The sequence below is a fragment of the Nocardioides deserti genome (genome assembly GCF_014266025.1).
In the GTDB taxonomy this organism is placed as follows: Bacteria; Actinomycetota; Actinomycetes; order Propionibacteriales; family Nocardioidaceae; genus Nocardioides; species Nocardioides deserti.
The window spans coordinates 458,238-475,009 of record NZ_JACMYC010000001.1 but is presented as its reverse complement, the minus strand read 5'-3'; the positions used below and the strand labels follow the sequence as shown (position 1 = coordinate 475,009).

General features: G+C 72.7%; 20 protein-coding genes. 4 read left to right on the top strand and 16 right to left on the bottom strand.

Going from position 1 to position 16,772, the window contains the following annotated elements; genetic code table 11:
* Positions 1-2: 2 nt before the first annotated feature.
* Positions 3-1,601, bottom strand: coding sequence for a ribosomal protection-like ABC-F family protein (gene abc-f / locus H7344_RS02320; RefSeq protein ID WP_186344379.1), 1,599 nt, complete (start codon positions 1,599-1,601; stop codon positions 3-5).
* A 67-nt stretch (positions 1,602-1,668) separates the two neighbouring features.
* Between abc-f and ypfJ the strand changes: the two genes are divergently transcribed.
* On the top strand, positions 1,669-2,637 hold the full coding sequence (gene ypfJ, locus H7344_RS02315; protein WP_186344378.1) for a KPN_02809 family neutral zinc metallopeptidase: 969 nt from the start codon (positions 1,669-1,671) through the stop codon (positions 2,635-2,637).
* Between the two features lie 21 nt (positions 2,638-2,658).
* Here the strand turns inward: ypfJ and H7344_RS02310 are convergent, their stop codons facing one another.
* From H7344_RS02310 to H7344_RS02240, 15 genes are all read right to left on the bottom strand, one after another.
* Positions 2,659-3,564, bottom strand: coding sequence for a phosphotransferase (locus H7344_RS02310; protein WP_186344377.1), 906 nt, complete (start codon positions 3,562-3,564; stop codon positions 2,659-2,661).
* 58 nt (positions 3,565-3,622) lie between these two features.
* Positions 3,623-4,387, bottom strand: a complete 765-nt coding sequence (locus H7344_RS02305) for a hypothetical protein (protein WP_186344376.1) — start codon at positions 4,385-4,387, stop codon at positions 3,623-3,625.
* Positions 4,384-5,313, bottom strand: a complete 930-nt coding sequence (locus tag H7344_RS02300; protein ID WP_186344375.1) for an ABC transporter ATP-binding protein — start codon at positions 5,311-5,313, stop codon at positions 4,384-4,386. The genes H7344_RS02305 and H7344_RS02300 overlap by 4 nt, the downstream gene beginning before the upstream one ends.
* 86 nt (positions 5,314-5,399) lie before the next feature.
* Positions 5,400-6,032 carry an acVLRF1 family peptidyl-tRNA hydrolase gene (locus tag H7344_RS02295; protein WP_229706785.1) on the bottom strand — a complete coding sequence of 211 codons (633 nt, stop codon included), beginning with the start codon at positions 6,030-6,032 and terminating at the stop codon, positions 5,400-5,402.
* Positions 6,029-6,547 (bottom strand): ASCH domain-containing protein, encoded by a 519-nt coding sequence (locus H7344_RS02290; protein ID WP_186344374.1) that lies wholly within the window; start codon positions 6,545-6,547, stop codon positions 6,029-6,031. Before H7344_RS02290 ends, H7344_RS02295 begins: the two co-directional genes overlap by 4 nt.
* Before the next feature lie 7 nt (positions 6,548-6,554).
* Positions 6,555-6,935: a metal-sulfur cluster assembly factor gene (locus H7344_RS02285; protein WP_166188327.1), complete on the bottom strand. Its 381-nt coding sequence runs from the start codon at positions 6,933-6,935 to the stop codon at positions 6,555-6,557.
* Positions 6,932-7,381: a Fe-S cluster assembly sulfur transfer protein SufU gene (gene sufU / locus H7344_RS02280; RefSeq protein WP_186344373.1), complete on the bottom strand. Its 450-nt coding sequence runs from the start codon at positions 7,379-7,381 to the stop codon at positions 6,932-6,934. Before sufU ends, H7344_RS02285 begins: the two co-directional genes overlap by 4 nt.
* Positions 7,382-7,384: 3 nt before the next feature.
* The gene (locus H7344_RS02275; protein ID WP_186344372.1) at positions 7,385-8,647 is read right to left on the bottom strand and encodes a cysteine desulfurase; all 1,263 of its coding nucleotides are present in this window, start codon (positions 8,645-8,647) and stop codon (positions 7,385-7,387) included.
* Complete coding sequence (sufC, locus tag H7344_RS02270; protein ID WP_186344371.1) at positions 8,647-9,408, bottom strand: Fe-S cluster assembly ATPase SufC; 762 nt, start codon at positions 9,406-9,408, stop codon at positions 8,647-8,649. Before sufC ends, H7344_RS02275 begins: the two co-directional genes overlap by 1 nt.
* On the bottom strand, positions 9,405-9,752 hold the full coding sequence (locus H7344_RS02265; protein WP_186344370.1) for a non-heme iron oxygenase ferredoxin subunit: 348 nt from the start codon (positions 9,750-9,752) through the stop codon (positions 9,405-9,407). The genes sufC and H7344_RS02265 overlap by 4 nt, the downstream gene beginning before the upstream one ends.
* On the bottom strand, positions 9,749-10,966 hold the full coding sequence (gene sufD / locus H7344_RS02260) for a Fe-S cluster assembly protein SufD (RefSeq protein WP_186344369.1): 1,218 nt from the start codon (positions 10,964-10,966) through the stop codon (positions 9,749-9,751). Before sufD ends, H7344_RS02265 begins: the two co-directional genes overlap by 4 nt.
* 54 nt (positions 10,967-11,020) lie before the next feature.
* Positions 11,021-12,439 carry a Fe-S cluster assembly protein SufB gene (sufB, locus tag H7344_RS02255; protein ID WP_186344368.1) on the bottom strand — a complete coding sequence of 473 codons (1,419 nt, stop codon included), beginning with the start codon at positions 12,437-12,439 and terminating at the stop codon, positions 11,021-11,023.
* Entirely contained in the window at positions 12,439-13,152 is a 714-nt protein-coding gene (locus H7344_RS02250) for a helix-turn-helix transcriptional regulator (RefSeq protein ID WP_186344367.1), read from the bottom strand. The genes sufB and H7344_RS02250 overlap by 1 nt, the downstream gene beginning before the upstream one ends.
* A 48-nt stretch (positions 13,153-13,200) precedes the next feature.
* A complete protein-coding gene (locus H7344_RS02245; protein ID WP_186344366.1) occupies positions 13,201-13,599 on the bottom strand; it encodes a hypothetical protein in 399 nt (132 codons plus the stop codon).
* Complete coding sequence (locus H7344_RS02240; protein WP_222130088.1) at positions 13,592-13,954, bottom strand: hypothetical protein; 363 nt, start codon at positions 13,952-13,954, stop codon at positions 13,592-13,594. Before H7344_RS02240 ends, H7344_RS02245 begins: the two co-directional genes overlap by 8 nt.
* An 88-nt stretch (positions 13,955-14,042) precedes the next feature.
* On the opposite strand from H7344_RS02240, the gene H7344_RS02235 reads away from it, so the two are divergent.
* The 3 genes from H7344_RS02235 to H7344_RS02225 are packed head-to-tail and all read left to right on the top strand — an operon-like array spanning position 14,043 to position 16,734.
* On the top strand, positions 14,043-14,981 hold the full coding sequence (locus H7344_RS02235; RefSeq protein ID WP_229706786.1) for an ABC transporter ATP-binding protein: 939 nt from the start codon (positions 14,043-14,045) through the stop codon (positions 14,979-14,981).
* Entirely contained in the window at positions 14,978-15,772 is a 795-nt protein-coding gene (locus tag H7344_RS02230) for an ABC transporter permease (RefSeq protein WP_186344365.1), read from the top strand. Before H7344_RS02235 ends, H7344_RS02230 begins: the two co-directional genes overlap by 4 nt.
* A 5-nt stretch (positions 15,773-15,777) precedes the next feature.
* A complete protein-coding gene (locus tag H7344_RS02225; protein ID WP_229706787.1) occupies positions 15,778-16,734 on the top strand; it encodes a COX15/CtaA family protein in 957 nt (318 codons plus the stop codon).
* The last annotated feature ends 38 nt before the right edge of the window (positions 16,735-16,772 follow it).

The following is a 16,772-nucleotide window of genomic DNA, read 5'->3' as shown; positions in this document are numbered from 1 at the left end:
GATCAGGCCAGCGAGACCAGGTCGGCGTACCCCTCGTTCCACAGGTCCTCGTCGCCGTCGGGGAGCAGCAGCACCCGGTCGGGCTCGAGCGCGCGGACGGCACCCTCGTCGTGGGTGACCAGCACGATCGCGCCCTCGTAGGAGCGGATCGCCGCGAGCACCTCCTCGCGCGAGGCCGGGTCGAGGTTGTTGGTGGGCTCGTCGAGCAGCAGCACGTTCGCGCTCGAGACGACGAGCGAGGCCAGCGCGAGCCTGGTCTTCTCGCCGCCGGAGAGCACCTTGGCCGGCTTGTGGGCGTCCTCGCCGGAGAAGAGGAACGAGCCCAGCACCGAGCGCGCCTCGGTGTCGGTGAGCTGCGGCGCGGCGGACTGCATGTTCTCCAGCACGGTCCGGTCGGTGTCGAGGGTCTCGTGCTCCTGGGCGTAGTAGCCCACCTTCAGCCCGTGGCCCGGCACGACCTCGCCGGTGTCCGCCCGGTCGACGCCGGCCAGGATGCGCAGCATCGTGGTCTTGCCGGCGCCGTTGAGGCCGAGGATGACGACGCGGGAACCCTTGTCGATCGCGAGGTCGACGTCGGTGAAGACCTCCAGCGAGCCGTAGGACTTCGACAGCCCGGCCGCGGTGAGCGGCGTCTTGCCGCAGGCGGCCGGCTTGGGGAAGGCGATCCGCGCGACCTTGTCCGCCTGCCGCTCCCCCTCGAGCCCGGCCACCAGCTTCTCGGCACGCTTGAGCATCGACTGGGCGGCCGACGCCTTGCTCGCCTTCGCGCGCATCCGGTTGGCCTGGTCGGTCAGCGTCTTGGCCTTGGACTCGGCGTTCGCGCGCTCGCGCTTGCGGCGCCGCTCGTCGGTCTCGCGCTGGACGAGGTAGTCCTTCCAGCCCATGTTGTAGACGTCGATGACGCCGCGGTTGGCGTCGAGGTGGAGGACCTTGTTGACGGTCTCCTCCAGCAGCCCGTTGTCGTGGCTGATCACGATGAACCCGCCGCGGTGCGCCTTGAGGAAGTCGCGCAGCCACACGATCGAGTCGGCGTCGAGGTGGTTGGTCGGCTCGTCGAGGATGAGGATCTCGGCACCGGAGAAGAGGATGCGCGCCAGCTCGACCCGGCGCCGCTGGCCACCCGACAGCGTCTTCAGCGGCTGGGCGAGGATGCGGTCCTCGATGCCCAGGCTGTGCGCGATGACCGCGGCCTCGGACTCGGCCGCGTACCCGCCCCCGGCGTGCAGCTCGGCGTCGGCCCGCTCGTAGCGACGCATCGCCTTGTCGCGGACGGCCGGGTCGTCGCTGCCCATCGCGGCCTCGGCGTCGCGCAGACGGCGTACGACGGCATCGAGCCCGCGTGCGGACAGGATGCGGTCGCGGGCCAGCACCTCCGGGTCGCCCGTGCGGGGGTCCTGCGGGAGGTAGCCGACCTCGGTGGTGGTGGTCACCGTCCCGCTCGCGGGCTGGCCCTCGCCGGCGAGGATCTTGGTCAGCGTCGTCTTGCCGGCGCCGTTGCGCCCGACCAGACCGATCTTGTCGCCGGCGGCGACGCGGAAGCTGACGTCCTCCATGAGCAGTCGCGCGCCCGCTCGGACTTCCAGCTGGGTGGCGGTGATCATGAGGAGAGCGAGTCTAGTTGTGGGTACGGGCCACGCACGAAACCCCAGGCACGTGTGAGGAGTCACCATGCGGTTCAACCCCAAGGCGCGGCTGGACACGGGGCGGGTCCGCGACCGCGGGCGCGGCGGTGGCGGCGCCCTCGGCCGCGGGGGCGGCGGGCTGGGCGGCGGCCGCGGCGGCGGCCCGATGATGATCCCCGGTGGCATGCGTGCCGGCGGCGGCATCGGTGGCGTCATCGTCGTCGTGCTGTTCCTGGTGCTCACGCAGTGCATGACCGACGGCGGCGGTGGGGGCGGCGTGCCGGGCCTGGGCGCGGCGTCGTACGACACCAGCCGGTTCGCCGGCAGCGACCGCTACGAGAACTGCCGGACCGGCGAGGACGCCAACAACGACGTCGACTGCGCCCGGGTCGCGGTCGAGAACTCGCTGCACGACTTCTGGTCCGACGAGCTCGGCGGCCGGTTCCAGCCGGTCGAGCAGCTCGCGACATTCTCCGGCTCGACGCAGACCGGCTGCGGCGGGGCGAGCTCCGACGTCGGCCCGTTCTACTGCCCCGCCGACTCCTCGATCTACCTCGACTCGACCTTCTTCGACGCCGTGCTCGAGCGCCAGCTCGGCGGACCCGACGGCGGCTTCGTCGAGCCGTACGTGCTCGCCCACGAGTACGGCCACCACGTCCAGAACCTCCTCGGCACCATGGGCAGGGTGCGCACCCAGCAGGGCCCGACCAGCGACGCGGTGCGCCTGGAGCTGCAAGCCGACTGCTACGCCGGCATGTGGACGCGCGCGGCCACCTCCACCGAGGACGCCGACGGCCAGGTGCTCATCAGCGAGCTGACCCAGCGCGACGTCGAGGAGGCCGTCGCCGCCGCCGAGGCCGTGGGCGACGACCGGATCCAGGAGAAGACCCGCGGCCAGGTCAGCGAGGAGTCGTGGACGCACGGCTCCGCTGCGATGCGCGTGCGGTGGTTCCGGACCGGCTTCGACACCGGCTCGCTCGACGCCTGCGACACCTTCGCCGCCGAACGGCTCTGACCGACGGCGCTGGTCGGCGACTCAGCCGCGGAGCAGCGCCTCGAGGTGGGTGGCCTGGCGTTGGAGGGCACGCAGGTGGGGAGCGACGGCAGGGTGGCGGTACTTGCCGGCGAGGGCGCCCTCTCCCCCGGCGACCCGGGCCAGCGCCCACTCCGCGCGGTTGAGCGCGGTGAGCACAGCGGTCACCCGGGCGCCGTGCAGCACCTGCTCGGGCGAGGCGAGCCCGTCGGGCAGGCCGAGCAGGTACGCCTCGACCAGCGGCTCGAGCTCCTCGCGGGCCTGCAGCGCGTAGTAGCCGAGGTCGGCACCGACCGGCCCGTGGCCGAGCGTGCCCCAGTCGAGGGCGAGCACGTCGTCGCCGTCGCGGCCGGGCAGGTTCGCGGGTGTCGGGTCGCCGTGCTGCGGCACCTGCGGCAGGTCGTCGAGCCCGCCGAGCAGCGCGAGCCGTCGGCTCCACAGGTGGTCGGCGACGTCGGCGACCGTGGTGCGCGCCAGGGTGCGCCATCCGCCGTTGCGCTCGACGCGCGTCATCCGGTGCCGCAGCTGGCCGCGCGCCAGCGCCGGCCCGTCGAGCGTCGCACCGGCGAACGTCCCCAGGCAGCGGGCCACGAAGAGCCCGCTGTTCGCCGCGTCCTCGACCCACGCCTGGGTCAGCGTGATCCCGTCCTCGTCCTCCTCGGCGGCGGCCTGCGGGTCCGCCCGCAGGCCCGGCGTTCCCACGACGAGCCCGCTGGTGAGCACGTCCGCCGCCCGCCGCCAGTACGCCGGGTGGTGCGGGTCGGAGAGCTCGTCCGGGTCGCCGGGGGCCGGGCGCGCGAGGCGCTTGACCACGACCGGCTGGTCGCCGAGGACCGTGCGCCAGACCCCGACGGTGGACGTACCGCTGCCGCCGGGCATCGCCAGCCACCCCGGCTCGGGCTGCCACATGGCTCGGACGCTAGCCACGGGCGGCCGCCGCGTCACGCAGGCGCGCGCAGGGAGAACCTCAGCGGTCCGCGTCACCTCGTAGCAGCCGGGCGCCGCCGGTGAGCAGCGCGCCGAGCGCCCAGACGGCCAGCGTCAACCGCGCCGACGTGGTCGTCATGTCGTCACTCGGGCCCTCCCCGAACACCAGGAAGAGCGCCCCCGACCCGGGCATCACCGTGGCCAGCTCCTGGGACCAGCCGTAGGGCAGCTGGGCCAGGAGCATCGGCAGCACGAGCACGAGCGCGCTCACGCTCACCAGGCCTCCCGCGGTGCTGCGCAGCAGCAGACCCAGGCCGACCGCCATGACGGCTCCGGCCGCTAGCACGATCGCGACACCGCCCAACACCTCGGCGCCCTGCCTCGCGGGCAGGCCGATCTCCGGCACCAGCGACCACACGACGGAGCCGGCGCCCGCGACGAGCAGCACGCCGAGCGCGGACGTCGTGAGCGCGATGACCCCCACCCGCGCCACCAGCAGCAGGTGGCGCCGGGGCGTCCATTGCAGGGTCGGCACGATCCCGCCGGTGCCGTGGTCGGCGGTGCTCGCCACCACCGCCAGCGCCAGCACCCCGAAGAGCGCGAACATCGCGGTGGGCCGGCCGCCGTCCCAGGCGCTCGCGTCGGCCGGCACCCCGGCCGGGTCGTCCGCGGCCTCGAGACCGACGAGGATGCTGATGCTGAGCACCACCAGCGCCGTCACACCGGCGAGCAGCCAGCTCGACCTGACCGTCCAGATCCGGCTCCACTCGGCGGCTGCCGTGCACCGCAGCGACCGCGCGCTCACCGGGCCACCTCGGCGACCGTGTCCGCGAGCCGGCCGACGTGCTCGACGCTGTCCCCGGTGAGCGCCAGGTAGGCATGCTCGAGGGACTGCTCCGCCTCCGCGAGGTGGTGCACCGGCACGCGTGCCGCGTGAGCCGCGTCCCCCACGGCCGCCACCTCGAGCCCGCGGACCTCGATCTCGTCGTCGGCGACGCGGACGGTCTCCGCGCGGCCGGCCAGCGCGGCCTGCAGCTCCTCGACCCGCGGGCTGCGCACGCGGACCCGCCGACCGTCCAGACCGTGCAGGACCTCGTCGATCGCCGCGTCGGCGATCATCCGGCCGCGCCCGATGACGAGCAGTCGGTCGGCGACCAGCTGCATCTCGCTCATCAGGTGGCTGGAGACCAGCACCGTCCGCCCCTCGTCGGCGAACCGGCGCAGGAGGCCGCGGATCCACCGCACCCCGTCGAGATCGAGGCCGTTGACCGGCTCATCGAAGAGGAGCACGGGCGGGTCACCGAGCAGCGCGCCGGCGATGCCGAGGCGCTGCCGCATGCCGAGCGAGTAGCTCCGCACCCGCCGGCGGGCGGCCGGGTCGAGGCCGACCACGCCGATGACCTCCTCCACCCGGCGCAGCGGGATCCCGTTGCTGCGGGCGGCGATCCGCAGGTGCGCGCGCCCGGTGCGACCCGGGTGCACGGCGCCGGCATCGAGCAGCGCGCCGACCTCGCGCAGCGGCGCGTCGAGGGCGGCGTACGGCCGGCCGGCGATGGTGGCCGTGCCGGCGGTCGGACGGTCCAGCCCGAGGACCATCCGCATGGTCGTCGACTTCCCGGCCCCGTTCGGCCCCAGGAACCCGGTCACCTTGCCGGGCTCGACATCGAAGGTGAGGTCGTCCACGGCGCGCACGTCGCCGTACTGCTTGGTGAGTCCTCGCACGCTGATCATGCGGGGGACGCTAGGAGAAGTCGTGTGCGGAAGACTCGCACAGCGCGTGGAGATCCTGTGCAGGCCGCACGCGCGCGCCGGAGCGCTCAGGCGTTCACGACCTCGACCTGCAGCGAGCAGGCGTCGCGGACGGCCTGGTCGAGCACCGCCCGCCGAGGATCGGGCACGGCGAGCCAAGGGCCGACCACGCGGAGCCGGTCGAGCGGCGCCCCGCCCAGGACCTCCTCGACCGCCGGCCGGTCCCCGCCGGTGACGACCGGACCGTCGAGGCCGGAGAGGCTCGCGAGGACGCGGGCGGCATGGCCGGCCGCGGCCTCGTAGGCGGCCCGCGCCTGGTTGTCGCGACGGCGCGCGAACCGCTGCTGGCTCTGCCCGCCGGCCTTGGTGCGGCCCTGGACGTGCCGCTGGCCGACCTTGGAGTCCACGACGGCCGTGCCGGCGAGCCGAGCGACGGCGAAGCCGCCCTTGCGCACGAGCAGCACGCCCCAGTCCGCGGGCACCGCTTCGCGGGCGGCGGCGGCGAACGCGTCGGCGTCCGGCAGGCCGGCGTACGCCGCCTCGAAGGGCAGGGACGCCGCGAAGGTCGACCCGTCCTGGGCGCTGCCGGTCAGCGCACCGGAGACGACCGCCAGAGCGGTCGGGCCGTGGCGGCCCTGGAAGTTCAGCACCCACCGCTCCCACCGCTCGGTGGGCACGGGCACGACGGCGGAGGTGCTCACCGCCCGGGTTTGGGGTGCAGCACGCGAAACCGCTCGAGCACGACCGGCATGTCCGGGCGGAACCCGCGGCCGTGCGGGTCGTCGTCGCGGAAGAACGCCTCGTGCCGCGCGCGCCAGGTGGCGAGCGACCGGTCGCCCTCGCCCTCGGCGTGCGCGTGCTCGGCCGGCACCTGGTCGAAGGGCACGACCTCGACCGCGGTGGTGGTCACGAGCGCGCGCGGGTGGCCGGAGCCGTCGAGGACGATGCCGAGCGTGCCCGGCTCGGGCAGCGGCACGCCCTCGGCGGCGTAGTCCTCCGCGGCGCTCGCCGTCGCCGTCTTGACCCCGTCGGCCACCAGGTCGGCGAGCTCGTCGGCCTGCGCGGGCGAGGCCCCGAAGGACCACGCCGGCGGCGGCAGCGAGGCCAGCGCGGACGGGCCGAAGTAGCCGGGCAGCCGCTCCAGCCGCGCCTGCCGGCGCGCGAGGACCCAGAACGCCTCGACCTCGGCCGAGACCTCAGGCGGCTGGTTGCTCACGTGCGGCTCAGACGTTGAAGCCGAGGGCGCGCAGCTGCTCGCGGCCGTCGGGGGTGATCTTGTCCGGGCCCCACGGCGGCATCCAGACCCAGTTGATCGCGACGTCGTTGACCAGGCCCTCGAGCGCGGCGTTGGTCTGGTCCTGGATGACGTCGGTCAGCGGGCAGGCCGCGGAGGTGAGCGTCATGTCGAGGACGACGTTCGAGCCCTCGTCGACGTGCACGTCGTACACCAGGCCCAGGTCGACGACGTTGATCCCCAGCTCGGGGTCGACGACGTCCTTCATCGCCTCGGTGACCTCCTCGGGCGAGACGGTCGAGGAGCCGGCGGGGGCGGCACCGGTGGCCTCGGGGACCTCCGGCAGGTCGGAGTGGTCGAGCTCGGTCATCGGGTCTCCTCCAGGGATCGGGCGGTGGCGTCCTTCCAGGCCATCCAGGACAGCAGTGCGCACTTGACGCGCGCGGGGAACTTCGCGACACCGGCGAAGGCGATGCCGTCCTCCAGCACGTCCTCGTCGGGCTCCACGGTCCCCTTGCCCTGCATCAGGGTCAGGAACTCCTCGTGGACCGACATCGCCTCGTCGACCGGCTTGCCGATCACGAGGTCGGTCATCACCGACGCGGATGCCTGCGAGATCGAGCAGCCGACGGCGTCGTACGACACGTCGACCACCGTGCCCTCGGCGATGTGGACGCGCAGCGTCACCTCGTCGCCGCAGGTCGGGTTCACGTGGTGCACCTCGGCCTCGTAGGGGTCGCGCAGGCCGGCGTGGTGCGGGTTCTTGTAGTGGTCCAGGATGATCTCCTGGTAGAGCGAGTCCAGCTCGGCGTTCATTCCTCAGCCCACCTTGAAGTACGCGCGGGTGTGCTCGAGGCCCTCCACGAGGGCGTCGATCTCCGCGGGGGTCGTGTAGAGGTACGACGACATCCGGGTCGAGCTCTGCACGCCGAAGCGCGCGTGCGCCGGCTTCGCGCAGTGGTGGCCCGCCCGCACGGCGACGCCGCGCGAGTCGAGCACCTGGGCGATGTCGTGGGGGTGCACGCCGTCCATCTCGAACGCGACCGCTCCCCCGCGCCGGGCGGCGTCGAGCGGGCCGAGGACGCGGAGGCCGGGGATCGTGGCGAGCCCGTCGAGCGCGTACGCCGTGATCGCCTGCTCGTGGCGGTGGATGTTGTCCAGCCCGATGGCCGCGAGGTACTCCAACGCGGCGCCGAGGCCGACGGCCTCGACGATCGGCGGGGTGCCGGCCTCGAACTTGTGCGGGATCCCGGCGTACGTCGACCGCTCCATGCGGACGGTCTCGATCATCTCGCCGCCGCCGAGGAACGGCGGCAGCTGCTCGAGCAGCGAGCGCTTGCCCCACAGGACGCCGATGCCGGTCGGGCCCACGACCTTGTGGCCGGTGAAGACCAGCACGTCGGCGTCGACCTCGGTGACGTCGACCGGCAGCTGCGGCGCGGCCTGCGAGGCGTCGACGACGACGATCGCGCCGACCTCGTGAGCGCGCCGGGCGATCTCCTTGACCGGGTTGATCGTGCCGAGCATGTTCGAGACCCAGGTCAGCGAGACGACCTTGGTCCGCTCGGTGATCAGCGAGTCGATGTCGGCCAGGTCGAGCTCGCCGGACTCGGTCAGGCCGAACCACCGCAGCGTGGCGCCCTTGCGCTCGGTGAGCAGCTGCCACGGCACGATGTTGGAGTGGTGCTCCATCTCGGTGATGACGACCTCGTCGCCCTCCCCGATCGCCAGGTCGCCGGTCGCCCAGGCGAGCGTGTTGGCGACGAGGTTGAGCGCCTCGGAGGCGTTCTTGGTGAAGATCACCTCGTCGCGGCTCGGGGCGCCGATGAACCGCGCGACCACGTCGCGCGCGTTCTCGAACGCCTCGGAGGACTCCGCCCCGAGCTGGTGCATGGCGCGCGCGACGTTCGCGTTGTGCCGCTCGAGGTGGTCGACCATCGCGTCGATCACGCACTGCGGCTTCTGCGAGGTGTTCGCGCTGTCGAGGTACACCAGCGGCATCCCGCCCGCGAGCGTGCGCTCGAGGATCGGGAAGTCCTTGCGGATGACCTCCAGCTCGGGGAGGAGTCCGGGGAGCGTCATCAGACCGCCGCGGCCTTGAGGTACTTGTCGTAGCCCTCGGCCTCGAGCTCGTCGGCGAGCTCGGGGCCGCCGGACGCGGCGACCCGGCCGGCGACGAAGACGTGGACGTGGTCGGGCTTGATGTAGCGCAGGATCCGCGTGTAGTGCGTGATCAGCAGGACGCCCTTGCCCTCCTTCTCGCGGAAGCGGTTCACGCCGTCGGAGACGACCTTGAGCGCGTCGATGTCGAGGCCGGAGTCGGTCTCGTCGAGGATCGCGACCTTCGGGTCGAGCAGCTCGAGCTGGGCGATCTCGTGGCGCTTCTTCTCACCGCCGGAGAAGCCCTCGTTGACCGAGCGGGTGCCGAAGGTCGGGTCGAGGTTGAGGCGCTCGAGGGCGCCGTTGACGTCCTTGACCCACGTGCGCAGCTTGGGGGCCTCGCCGTCGATAGCGGTCTTCGCCGTGCGCAGGAAGTTCGACACCGAGACGCCGGGGACCTCGACGGGGTACTGCATCGCGAGGAACATGCCCGCGCGGGCGCGCTCGTCGACCGACATCGCGAGGACGTCCTCGCCGTCGAGGGTGACGGTCCCGCCGGTGATCGTGTACTTCGGGTGGCCGGCGATCGAGTAGGCCAGCGTGGACTTGCCGGACCCGTTGGGGCCCATGATCGCGTGGGTCTCGCCCGACCCGATGGTCAGGGTGACGCCCTTGAGGATCTCCTTGGGACCGTCCTCGGTGTCCACGGACACCTGCAGGTCCTTGATGACGAGCTCGCTCATGAGGGGGTGACTCCGTTCAGGGTGGTGGTGGTGTCGACGTAGACGCTGGGTCCGTCGGGGCCCTCGCGGACCTCCACGGGGAAGGTCGCGACGGGTTCGGTGGCCGGGAGGCCGGTGGGCTTGCCGGTGCGGAGGTCGAAGCGCGAGCCGTGCAGCCAGCACTCGACGGAGCAGTCCGCGACCTCTCCCTCGCTCAGGGACACGGCGGCGTGGGAGCAGAGGTCCTGCAGCGCGTAGACCTCGTCACCGTTGCGGGCGACGGCGACGTCGTACGCCCCGACGGTGACGGCGAGCGCCTCGTCGGTGGGTACGTCGGACAGGGCGCAGGCGCGCTCGAAGCTCACTGCGCGCCACCCACGGGCGCGAGCCCGTCGAGCACGTTCTTGGCGAGCTCGGCCTCGACGGTGTCGGTCAGCTGCTCCTCCAGGGAGGGGATGCCGACCTTGCGGATCAGGTCGTTGAAGAACCCGTGCAGCACCAGGCGGCGCGCCTCGGCGTCGGAGACGCCGCGCGAGCGCAGGTAGAACAGCTGCTCGTCGTCGAAGCGGGCGGTCGCGGACGCGTGGCCCGCGCCCTCGATCTCACCGGTCTCGATCTCGAGGTTCGGCACCGAGTCGGCCTGGCAGCCGTCGGTGAGCACGAGGTTGCGGTTCTCCTCGTAGGTCTCGATGCCCTCGGCGACCTTGCGGATCAGCACGTTGCCGATCCACACCGTCCGCGCACCCTGGCCCTGCAGCGCGCCCTTGTAGACGACGTTGGACTTGGTGCGCGGCTGGTTGTGGTCGGCGAAGAGCCGGTGCTCGAGGTGCTGGCCGGCGTCGGCGAAGTACAGGCCGAGGAGCTCGGCCTCGCCGCCGGGACCGTCGTACTCGACGTTGGCGTGCATCCGGACCACGTCGCCGCCGAAGCTCACCGAGGTGTGCTTGACGCTCGCGTCGCGGCCGACCCGGATGGCGTCGCGGCCGAGGTGGACCGCGTCGTCGTCCCAGTCCTGCAGCGAGACCATGTTGAGCTCGGCACCGTCGCCGACCACCACGGTCGTGGTGGCGGCGTACCGGGCGGAGCCGGCGTGGCGCAGCACGACGGTCGCCTTCGAGAAGCGGCCGAGGCGGACCACGACGTGGCCCCACACGAGGTCGTCGGCGCTCTCGCCGGTCAGCGTCACGACGACCGGCTCGGTCGCCTCGAGCTCGGCCGGCACGTCGAGCAGCACCGCGCCGCCGGCGTTGGCCACGGCCAGCGCCGAGGGGCGGTCGTTCGGCGCGAGCTCGCCGAGCTCGCGCGCCTGCTCGGCGGTGATCTCGGTCAGCGTCACGCCCTCGGGCAACGAGACCTCGCGGCGCAGCTGCTTGTCGGACGCCTCGCCGTCGAGGATGCCGCGCAGCCGCTTGAGCGGGGTGAAGCGCCAGACCTCCTCGCGCCCGGTCGGGACCGGGTGGTCGGCCAGGTCGTACGACGGCGGCGGGTTGAGGTGGGACTCCACCCGGTCCTGCTCGAGCGCGCTCGCGACGCTGTCGCGGGCGGTGCTCGGGTCAGTGCCGAGGTCGGTGTCAGTCACGGTCACTACGTCTGTCTTTCTACGGTCGGCAGCGGGGTGGGACGGGGTCGGCGATCAGCCGACCGCGCCCTCCATCTGCAGCTCGATGAGGCGGTTGAGCTCGAGGGCGTACTCCATCGGCAGCTCCTTGGCGATCGGCTCCACGAAGCCGCGGACGATCATCGCCATCGCCTCGTCCTCCTCCATGCCGCGCGACATGAGGTAGAAGAGCTGGTCGTCGGAGACCTTCGAGACGCTCGCCTCGTGGCCCATGGACACGTCGTCCTCGCGGATGTCGACGTAGGGGTAGGTGTCCGAGCGCGAGATCTGGTCGACGAGCAGCGCGTCGCACAGCACGTTGGACTTCGAGCCGTAGGCGCCCTCGTTGACCTGGATCAGGCCGCGGTACGACGTCCGGCCACCGCCACGGGCCACCGACTTGCTCAGGATCGAGCTGGAGGTGTGCGGCGCGGCGTGCACCATCTTGGCGCCGGCGTCCTGGTGCTGGCCCTCGCCGGCGAACGCGATCGAGAGCGTCTCGCCCTTGGCGTGCTCGCCCATGAGGTAGACGGCCGGGTACTTCATCGTCACCTTGGAGCCGATGTTGCCGTCGACCCACTCCATCGTCGCGCCGGCCTCGCAGGTCGCGCGCTTGGTGACGAGGTTGTAGACGTTGTTCGACCAGTTCTGGATGGTCGTGTAGCGGACGCGGGCGCCCTTCTTCACGACGATCTCGACGACCGCGGAGTGCAGCGAGTCCGAGCTGTAGATCGGCGCCGTGCAGCCCTCGACGTAGTGCACGTAGGAGTCCTCGTCGGCGATGATCAGCGTCCGCTCGAACTGGCCCATGTTCTCGGTGTTGATCCGGAAGTAGGCCTGGAGCGGGATGTCGACGTGGACGCCCTTGGGCACGTAGATGAACGAGCCGCCGGACCACACCGCGGTGTTGAGCGCGGAGAACTTGTTGTCACCGACGGGGATGACGGTGCCGAAGTACTCCTTGAACAGCTCCGGCTGCTCGCGGAGCGCGGTGTCGGTGTCCAGGAACAGCACGCCCTGGGCCTCGAGGTCCTCGCGGATCGAGTGGTAGACGACCTCGGACTCGTACTGCGCGGCGACACCGGAGACCAGGCGCTGCTTCTCCGCCTCGGGGATGCCGAGCTTGTCGTAGGTGTTCTTGATGTCCTCGGGGAGGTCGTCCCACGTGGCGGCCTGCTTCTCGCTGGACCGCACGAAGTACTTGATGTTGTCGAAGTCGATCGCGCCGAGGTCGGAGCCCCAGGTCGGCATCGGCTTGCGGTCGAAGAGCTTGAGGCCCTTCAGGCGCAGGTCGAGCATCCACTGCGGCTCGTTCTTCTTCGCGGAGATGTCGCGGACGACGTCCTCGTTGAGACCGCGCTTGGCGGTCGCACCGGCGGTGTCCGGGTCGGCCCAGCCGAACTCGTAGCGGCCGATGCCCTTGAGCTCGGGGTTCAGCTCCTCGATGGAGGTCATTAGCGGACCTTCTCCTTCTCCTCGATGGACGTGCTCGGGGTGGTGCTCGTGCTTGCTGCCGGGACGGTGGGGATGCAGGTCGTGCACACCCCGTCGCCGTGGGCGATGGTGGCCAGCCGCTGGACGTGGCTGCCCAGGACCGCGGCGAAGGCCTCGGTCTCGGCCTCGCACAGCTGGGGGAACTCGTGCGCCACGTGGCTGACGGGGCAGTGCTGCTGGCACAGCTGCTCCCCCACCGGCCCGTCGCGCACCGCGGCGGCGTAGCCCTCGTCGGTCAGGACGCGGGCCAGGGACTCCACCGGGCTGAGCTCCGGGTGCTGCTCGGCGACCTCGCCGAACCTCTCCTGGATGAACGCCACCCGGCGGCCCGCGAATTCCCGGACGGCCTTCTCGCCGCCGGTCTCCCGCAGGAAGCGCAGGGCCTGGACGGCCAGGTCGTCGTACTGCTGGTCGAAGCTGTCGCGGCCGACCGAGGTCAGCGCGAACACCTTCGCCGGACGACCACGGCCGCGGACCGCGGTGGTGCTCGGCTCGCGGGCCTCGACGGCGCCCTCCTCGACCAGCTGGTCGAGGTGGCGGCGCACCGCTGCCGGCGTCAGCGCGAGGCGCTGGGCCAGGGCCGCGGCGGTCGAGGGACCGTCGACGAGGATCGACCGGGCGACGCGCTGGCGCGTCGGCTGGTCACCGCCCGAACGGGCTCCCTCGAATTCCACTACACCAGTGTGACGTTAATGCGCGGGGCCCTTCAAGGAAGGCTCCCCTTACCTGCTCCGGGCCGGTGACGTACGTCGCAGCCAGACCAGCCCGGCAACCGGGAGCACCAGCGGGAGGAAGGCGTAGCCCTGCCCGAAGTGCGACCACACGGTCCGGTCCGGGAACAGGTCGGTGGCGACGTAGGACAGCGTGCCGACGACCAGCACGCCCACCGCCTCGACGACGACCGCCACGAGCGCCGCCCACCAGCCGCGGCGCCCGCCGACGAGCAGGCACGTGGTCGCGGCGAGGTAGACGAGCGCGGCGAGGAGCGAGAGGGAGTACGCCACCGGGGCCCGGTCGGCGTCCGTGCCGAGCTGCACCAGCGAGCGGCCGGTCGCGGCGACCGCGAACACGGCGTACACCGCCACCAGCACGCGGCCCGGGCCGCTGGAGAGGTCACGCACCGACGGTCCAGAGCGACTGCAGGCGGACCTCGAGGGCGACGACGGTGAGCAGGGCGACCAGCAGCACGGCGGTGCCGGCGCGGGTGCGCTCGGCCAGCGACCAGAACGCGCCGATCGGCAGCACCAGCACGATCGACCACAGGTAGCTGACGAAGGTGACCCCGGAGATCTCGCGGTCGGTGCCCGCGAGCGCCACGCTGCCCAGGACCGCCTGCACCAGCAGGAGGACCTCGACCACCGCGAGCGCCAGGAACGTCGGGTCGCCGGCGGTCTCGTCGCGCACCAGGTGGAGGACGACCAGCACCAGGGCGACCACCGACGTGGCCAGCACGAGCCAGAGGAGCACCGCGTTCACGGCTCGAACCCTAGGCCGCGGGCAGAGGCCCGCGCCGCCCCGCCCGCCCGGCGAGGTCCGGGCGGGAGCGGTTTCCTAGACTGGTGCGGTGTCCGACGCCGCCCCAGCAGTCGCCGTCGACGGCCTGGTGATGCGGTACGGCGACAAGGTCGCCGTGGACGAGCTCTCCCTGACCGTCGACCGCGGCAGCATCACCGCCGTGCTCGGCCCGAACGGGGCCGGCAAGACGACCACCCTCGAGACCTGCGAGGGCTACCGCCGACCGCAGCGCGGCACCGTGCGCGTGCTCGGGCTCGACCCGGTCGCGCAGCGCAAGGACCTCCTCCCCCGGATCGGCGTCATGCTCCAGGGCAGCGGCGCCTGGAGCGGCGTGCGCGCGATGGAGATGCTGCGCCACGTCGCCCGCTTGCACGCCCACCCGATGGACGTCGACCTGCTCGCCGAGCGCCTCGGCCTCGGCGAGTGCGGACGTACGCCGTACCGCCGGCTCTCCGGTGGCCAGCAGCAGCGCCTGGGGCTCGCGATGGCGCTCGTCGGCCGCCCGGAGATCGTCTTCGTCGACGAGCCCACCGCCGGCATGGACCCGCAGTCGCGGCGCACCACCTGGGAGCTGCTCGGCGAGCTGCGCGACGCCGGCGTGACCGTGGTGCTGACCACCCACTACATGGACGAGGCCGAGCGGCTCGCCGACCGGATCCACATCATCGACCACGGCCGCCTCATCGCCTCCGGATCGCCCGTGCAGCTGACGCGCGGCGGCACGGTCGCGACGATCAGGCTGGTCGTCAGCCGGCCGTTCCCGCCGGGGGCGCCCGACTCGCTGCGGGCCGCGCTCGGCGGGGCCATCGAGGTGACCCTCCTCGACGAGGTCAGCCTGCTGGTGACCGGCCCGGCCGATGCCACCACGCTGGCGAAGGTCTCCGGCTGGTGCGAGGCGCAGGGCGTGCTCCCGGAGTCGCTGACGCTGGGGCAGCGCAACCTCGAGGACGTCTTCCTCGAGCTGACCGGGCGGGAGCTGCAGCCATGAGCACGACGAGCCCCACCTCGACCACCGACTGGACCCCGCAGCCCGGCGGCGCGCCCTGGCTGAGCCAGGTCCGCGCGCAGGCCTCGATGGAGGCCCGGCTGATGCTGCGCAACGGCGAGCAGCTGCTGCTGGCCGTCGTCATCCCCGTCATCGTGCTGGTCGGCGCCGTCATGGGCGCCGACCGGGTCGACCTCGAGCTCACCGGTCGCGCGATCGACGTGTTCACGCCGGGCGTCCTGGCGCTCGCGGTGATGTCGACGGCGTTCACCTCGCTGGCGATCGCGACCGGCTTCGAGCGGCGCTACGGCGTCATCAAGCGGCTCGGCACCTCCCCGCTCCCCCGGTCCGGCCTGCTCGCGGGCAAGGTCGGTGCGCTGGTCGCGGTCGAGGCGCTCCAGGCCGCGGTGATCTCGGCCGTCGCGCTGGCGATGGGCTGGGACCCGGCCGGCGGGGTCGGCGCGGTGCTCGGCACCTTGCTGGCGGTGCTCCTGGGGACCGCCGCGTTCGCCGCGCTCGGCCTCTTCCTCGCCGGCTCGCTGCGCGCGGAGGCCACCCTGGCCGCCGCGAACCTGGTCTACCTGCTGCTCATGGCCGGCGGCGCCGTGGTGCTGCCGGCGTCGGCGTACGGCTCCTTCGGCGACGTCGTGCAGTGGCTGCCCTCGGGCGCCCTCGGCGGCGCGATGCGCGACGCGCTGATCGACGGGGTCGTCGCGCCCGTGGCGCTTCTCACCCTCGCCGGGTGGGCGGTGGTCGGCACGGTGCTGACCGCCCGGACGTTCAAGTGGGAGTGAGAAGCGTGGGATCCAAGGCCCGGTTCACCGTCGAGGACGCCACCCGGTGGGTGCGGCCGATGGGCTGGGCGACGCTCGTCGCCAACTGCGTGCTGGTCGTGACCGGCGGCGCGGTGCGGCTGACCGGCTCGGGGCTCGGCTGCCCGACCTGGCCGCGGTGCACCGAGGAGTCCTACACCCCGCACGGCGAGCTGACCATGCACGCCGCGATCGAGTTCGGCAACCGGATGCTGACCTTCGTGCTGGTCGCGATCGCGGTGGCGACGTTCCTCGTCGCGTGGCGCACCCGGCGCAGCGACCTGCTGCGGCTCTCCACCCTCCTGGCGTTCGGCATCCCGGCGCAGGCGGTCATCGGCGGCATCACCGTCCTGACCGACCTCAACCCGTGGGTCGTCTCGTTCCACCTGCTCTGCTCGCTGGCGATCATCGCCCTGTCGGTGCGGTTCCTGCAGGTCGCCCGCGCGCCCGTCGGGCCACCCGCCCGCGGCGGCCTGCTCCCGCTGGCGTGGGCGATGTTCGCGGCCGGCTGGGCAGTGCTCTACATCGGCACCATCGTGACCGGCTCCGGCCCGCACGCGGGCGACGAGGACTCGGTGCGGACCGGGCTGGACCCGCTCCAGGTCAGCCAGCTCCACGCCGACGCGGTGTTCCTGCTGCTCGGGCTCACGATCGGTCTGGTGCTCGCACTGCGCGCCACGGGCGCGCCGCGCCAGGCCCAGCGCGCGGCGCGCGTGCTGCTCGGCGTCGAGCTCGCCCAGGGAGCCGTCGGCTTCGTGCAGTACTTCACCGACCTGCCCGTCGTGCTGGTCGGCTTCCACCTGCTCGGCGCCGCGCTGACCTCCGCCGCGCTCACCTGGGCCCTGCTCACCGTCCGGCACCCGCAGTCCTCGCGCCAGCGGCTGGTCGACGCCCTCGAGGACGGCGGCGACCCCCGGCTGCGCGAGCCGGCGCCCCTGCGCTGACGCGGACGTCGTACGCCGGGGCGCCGGCCGGGGCCGGT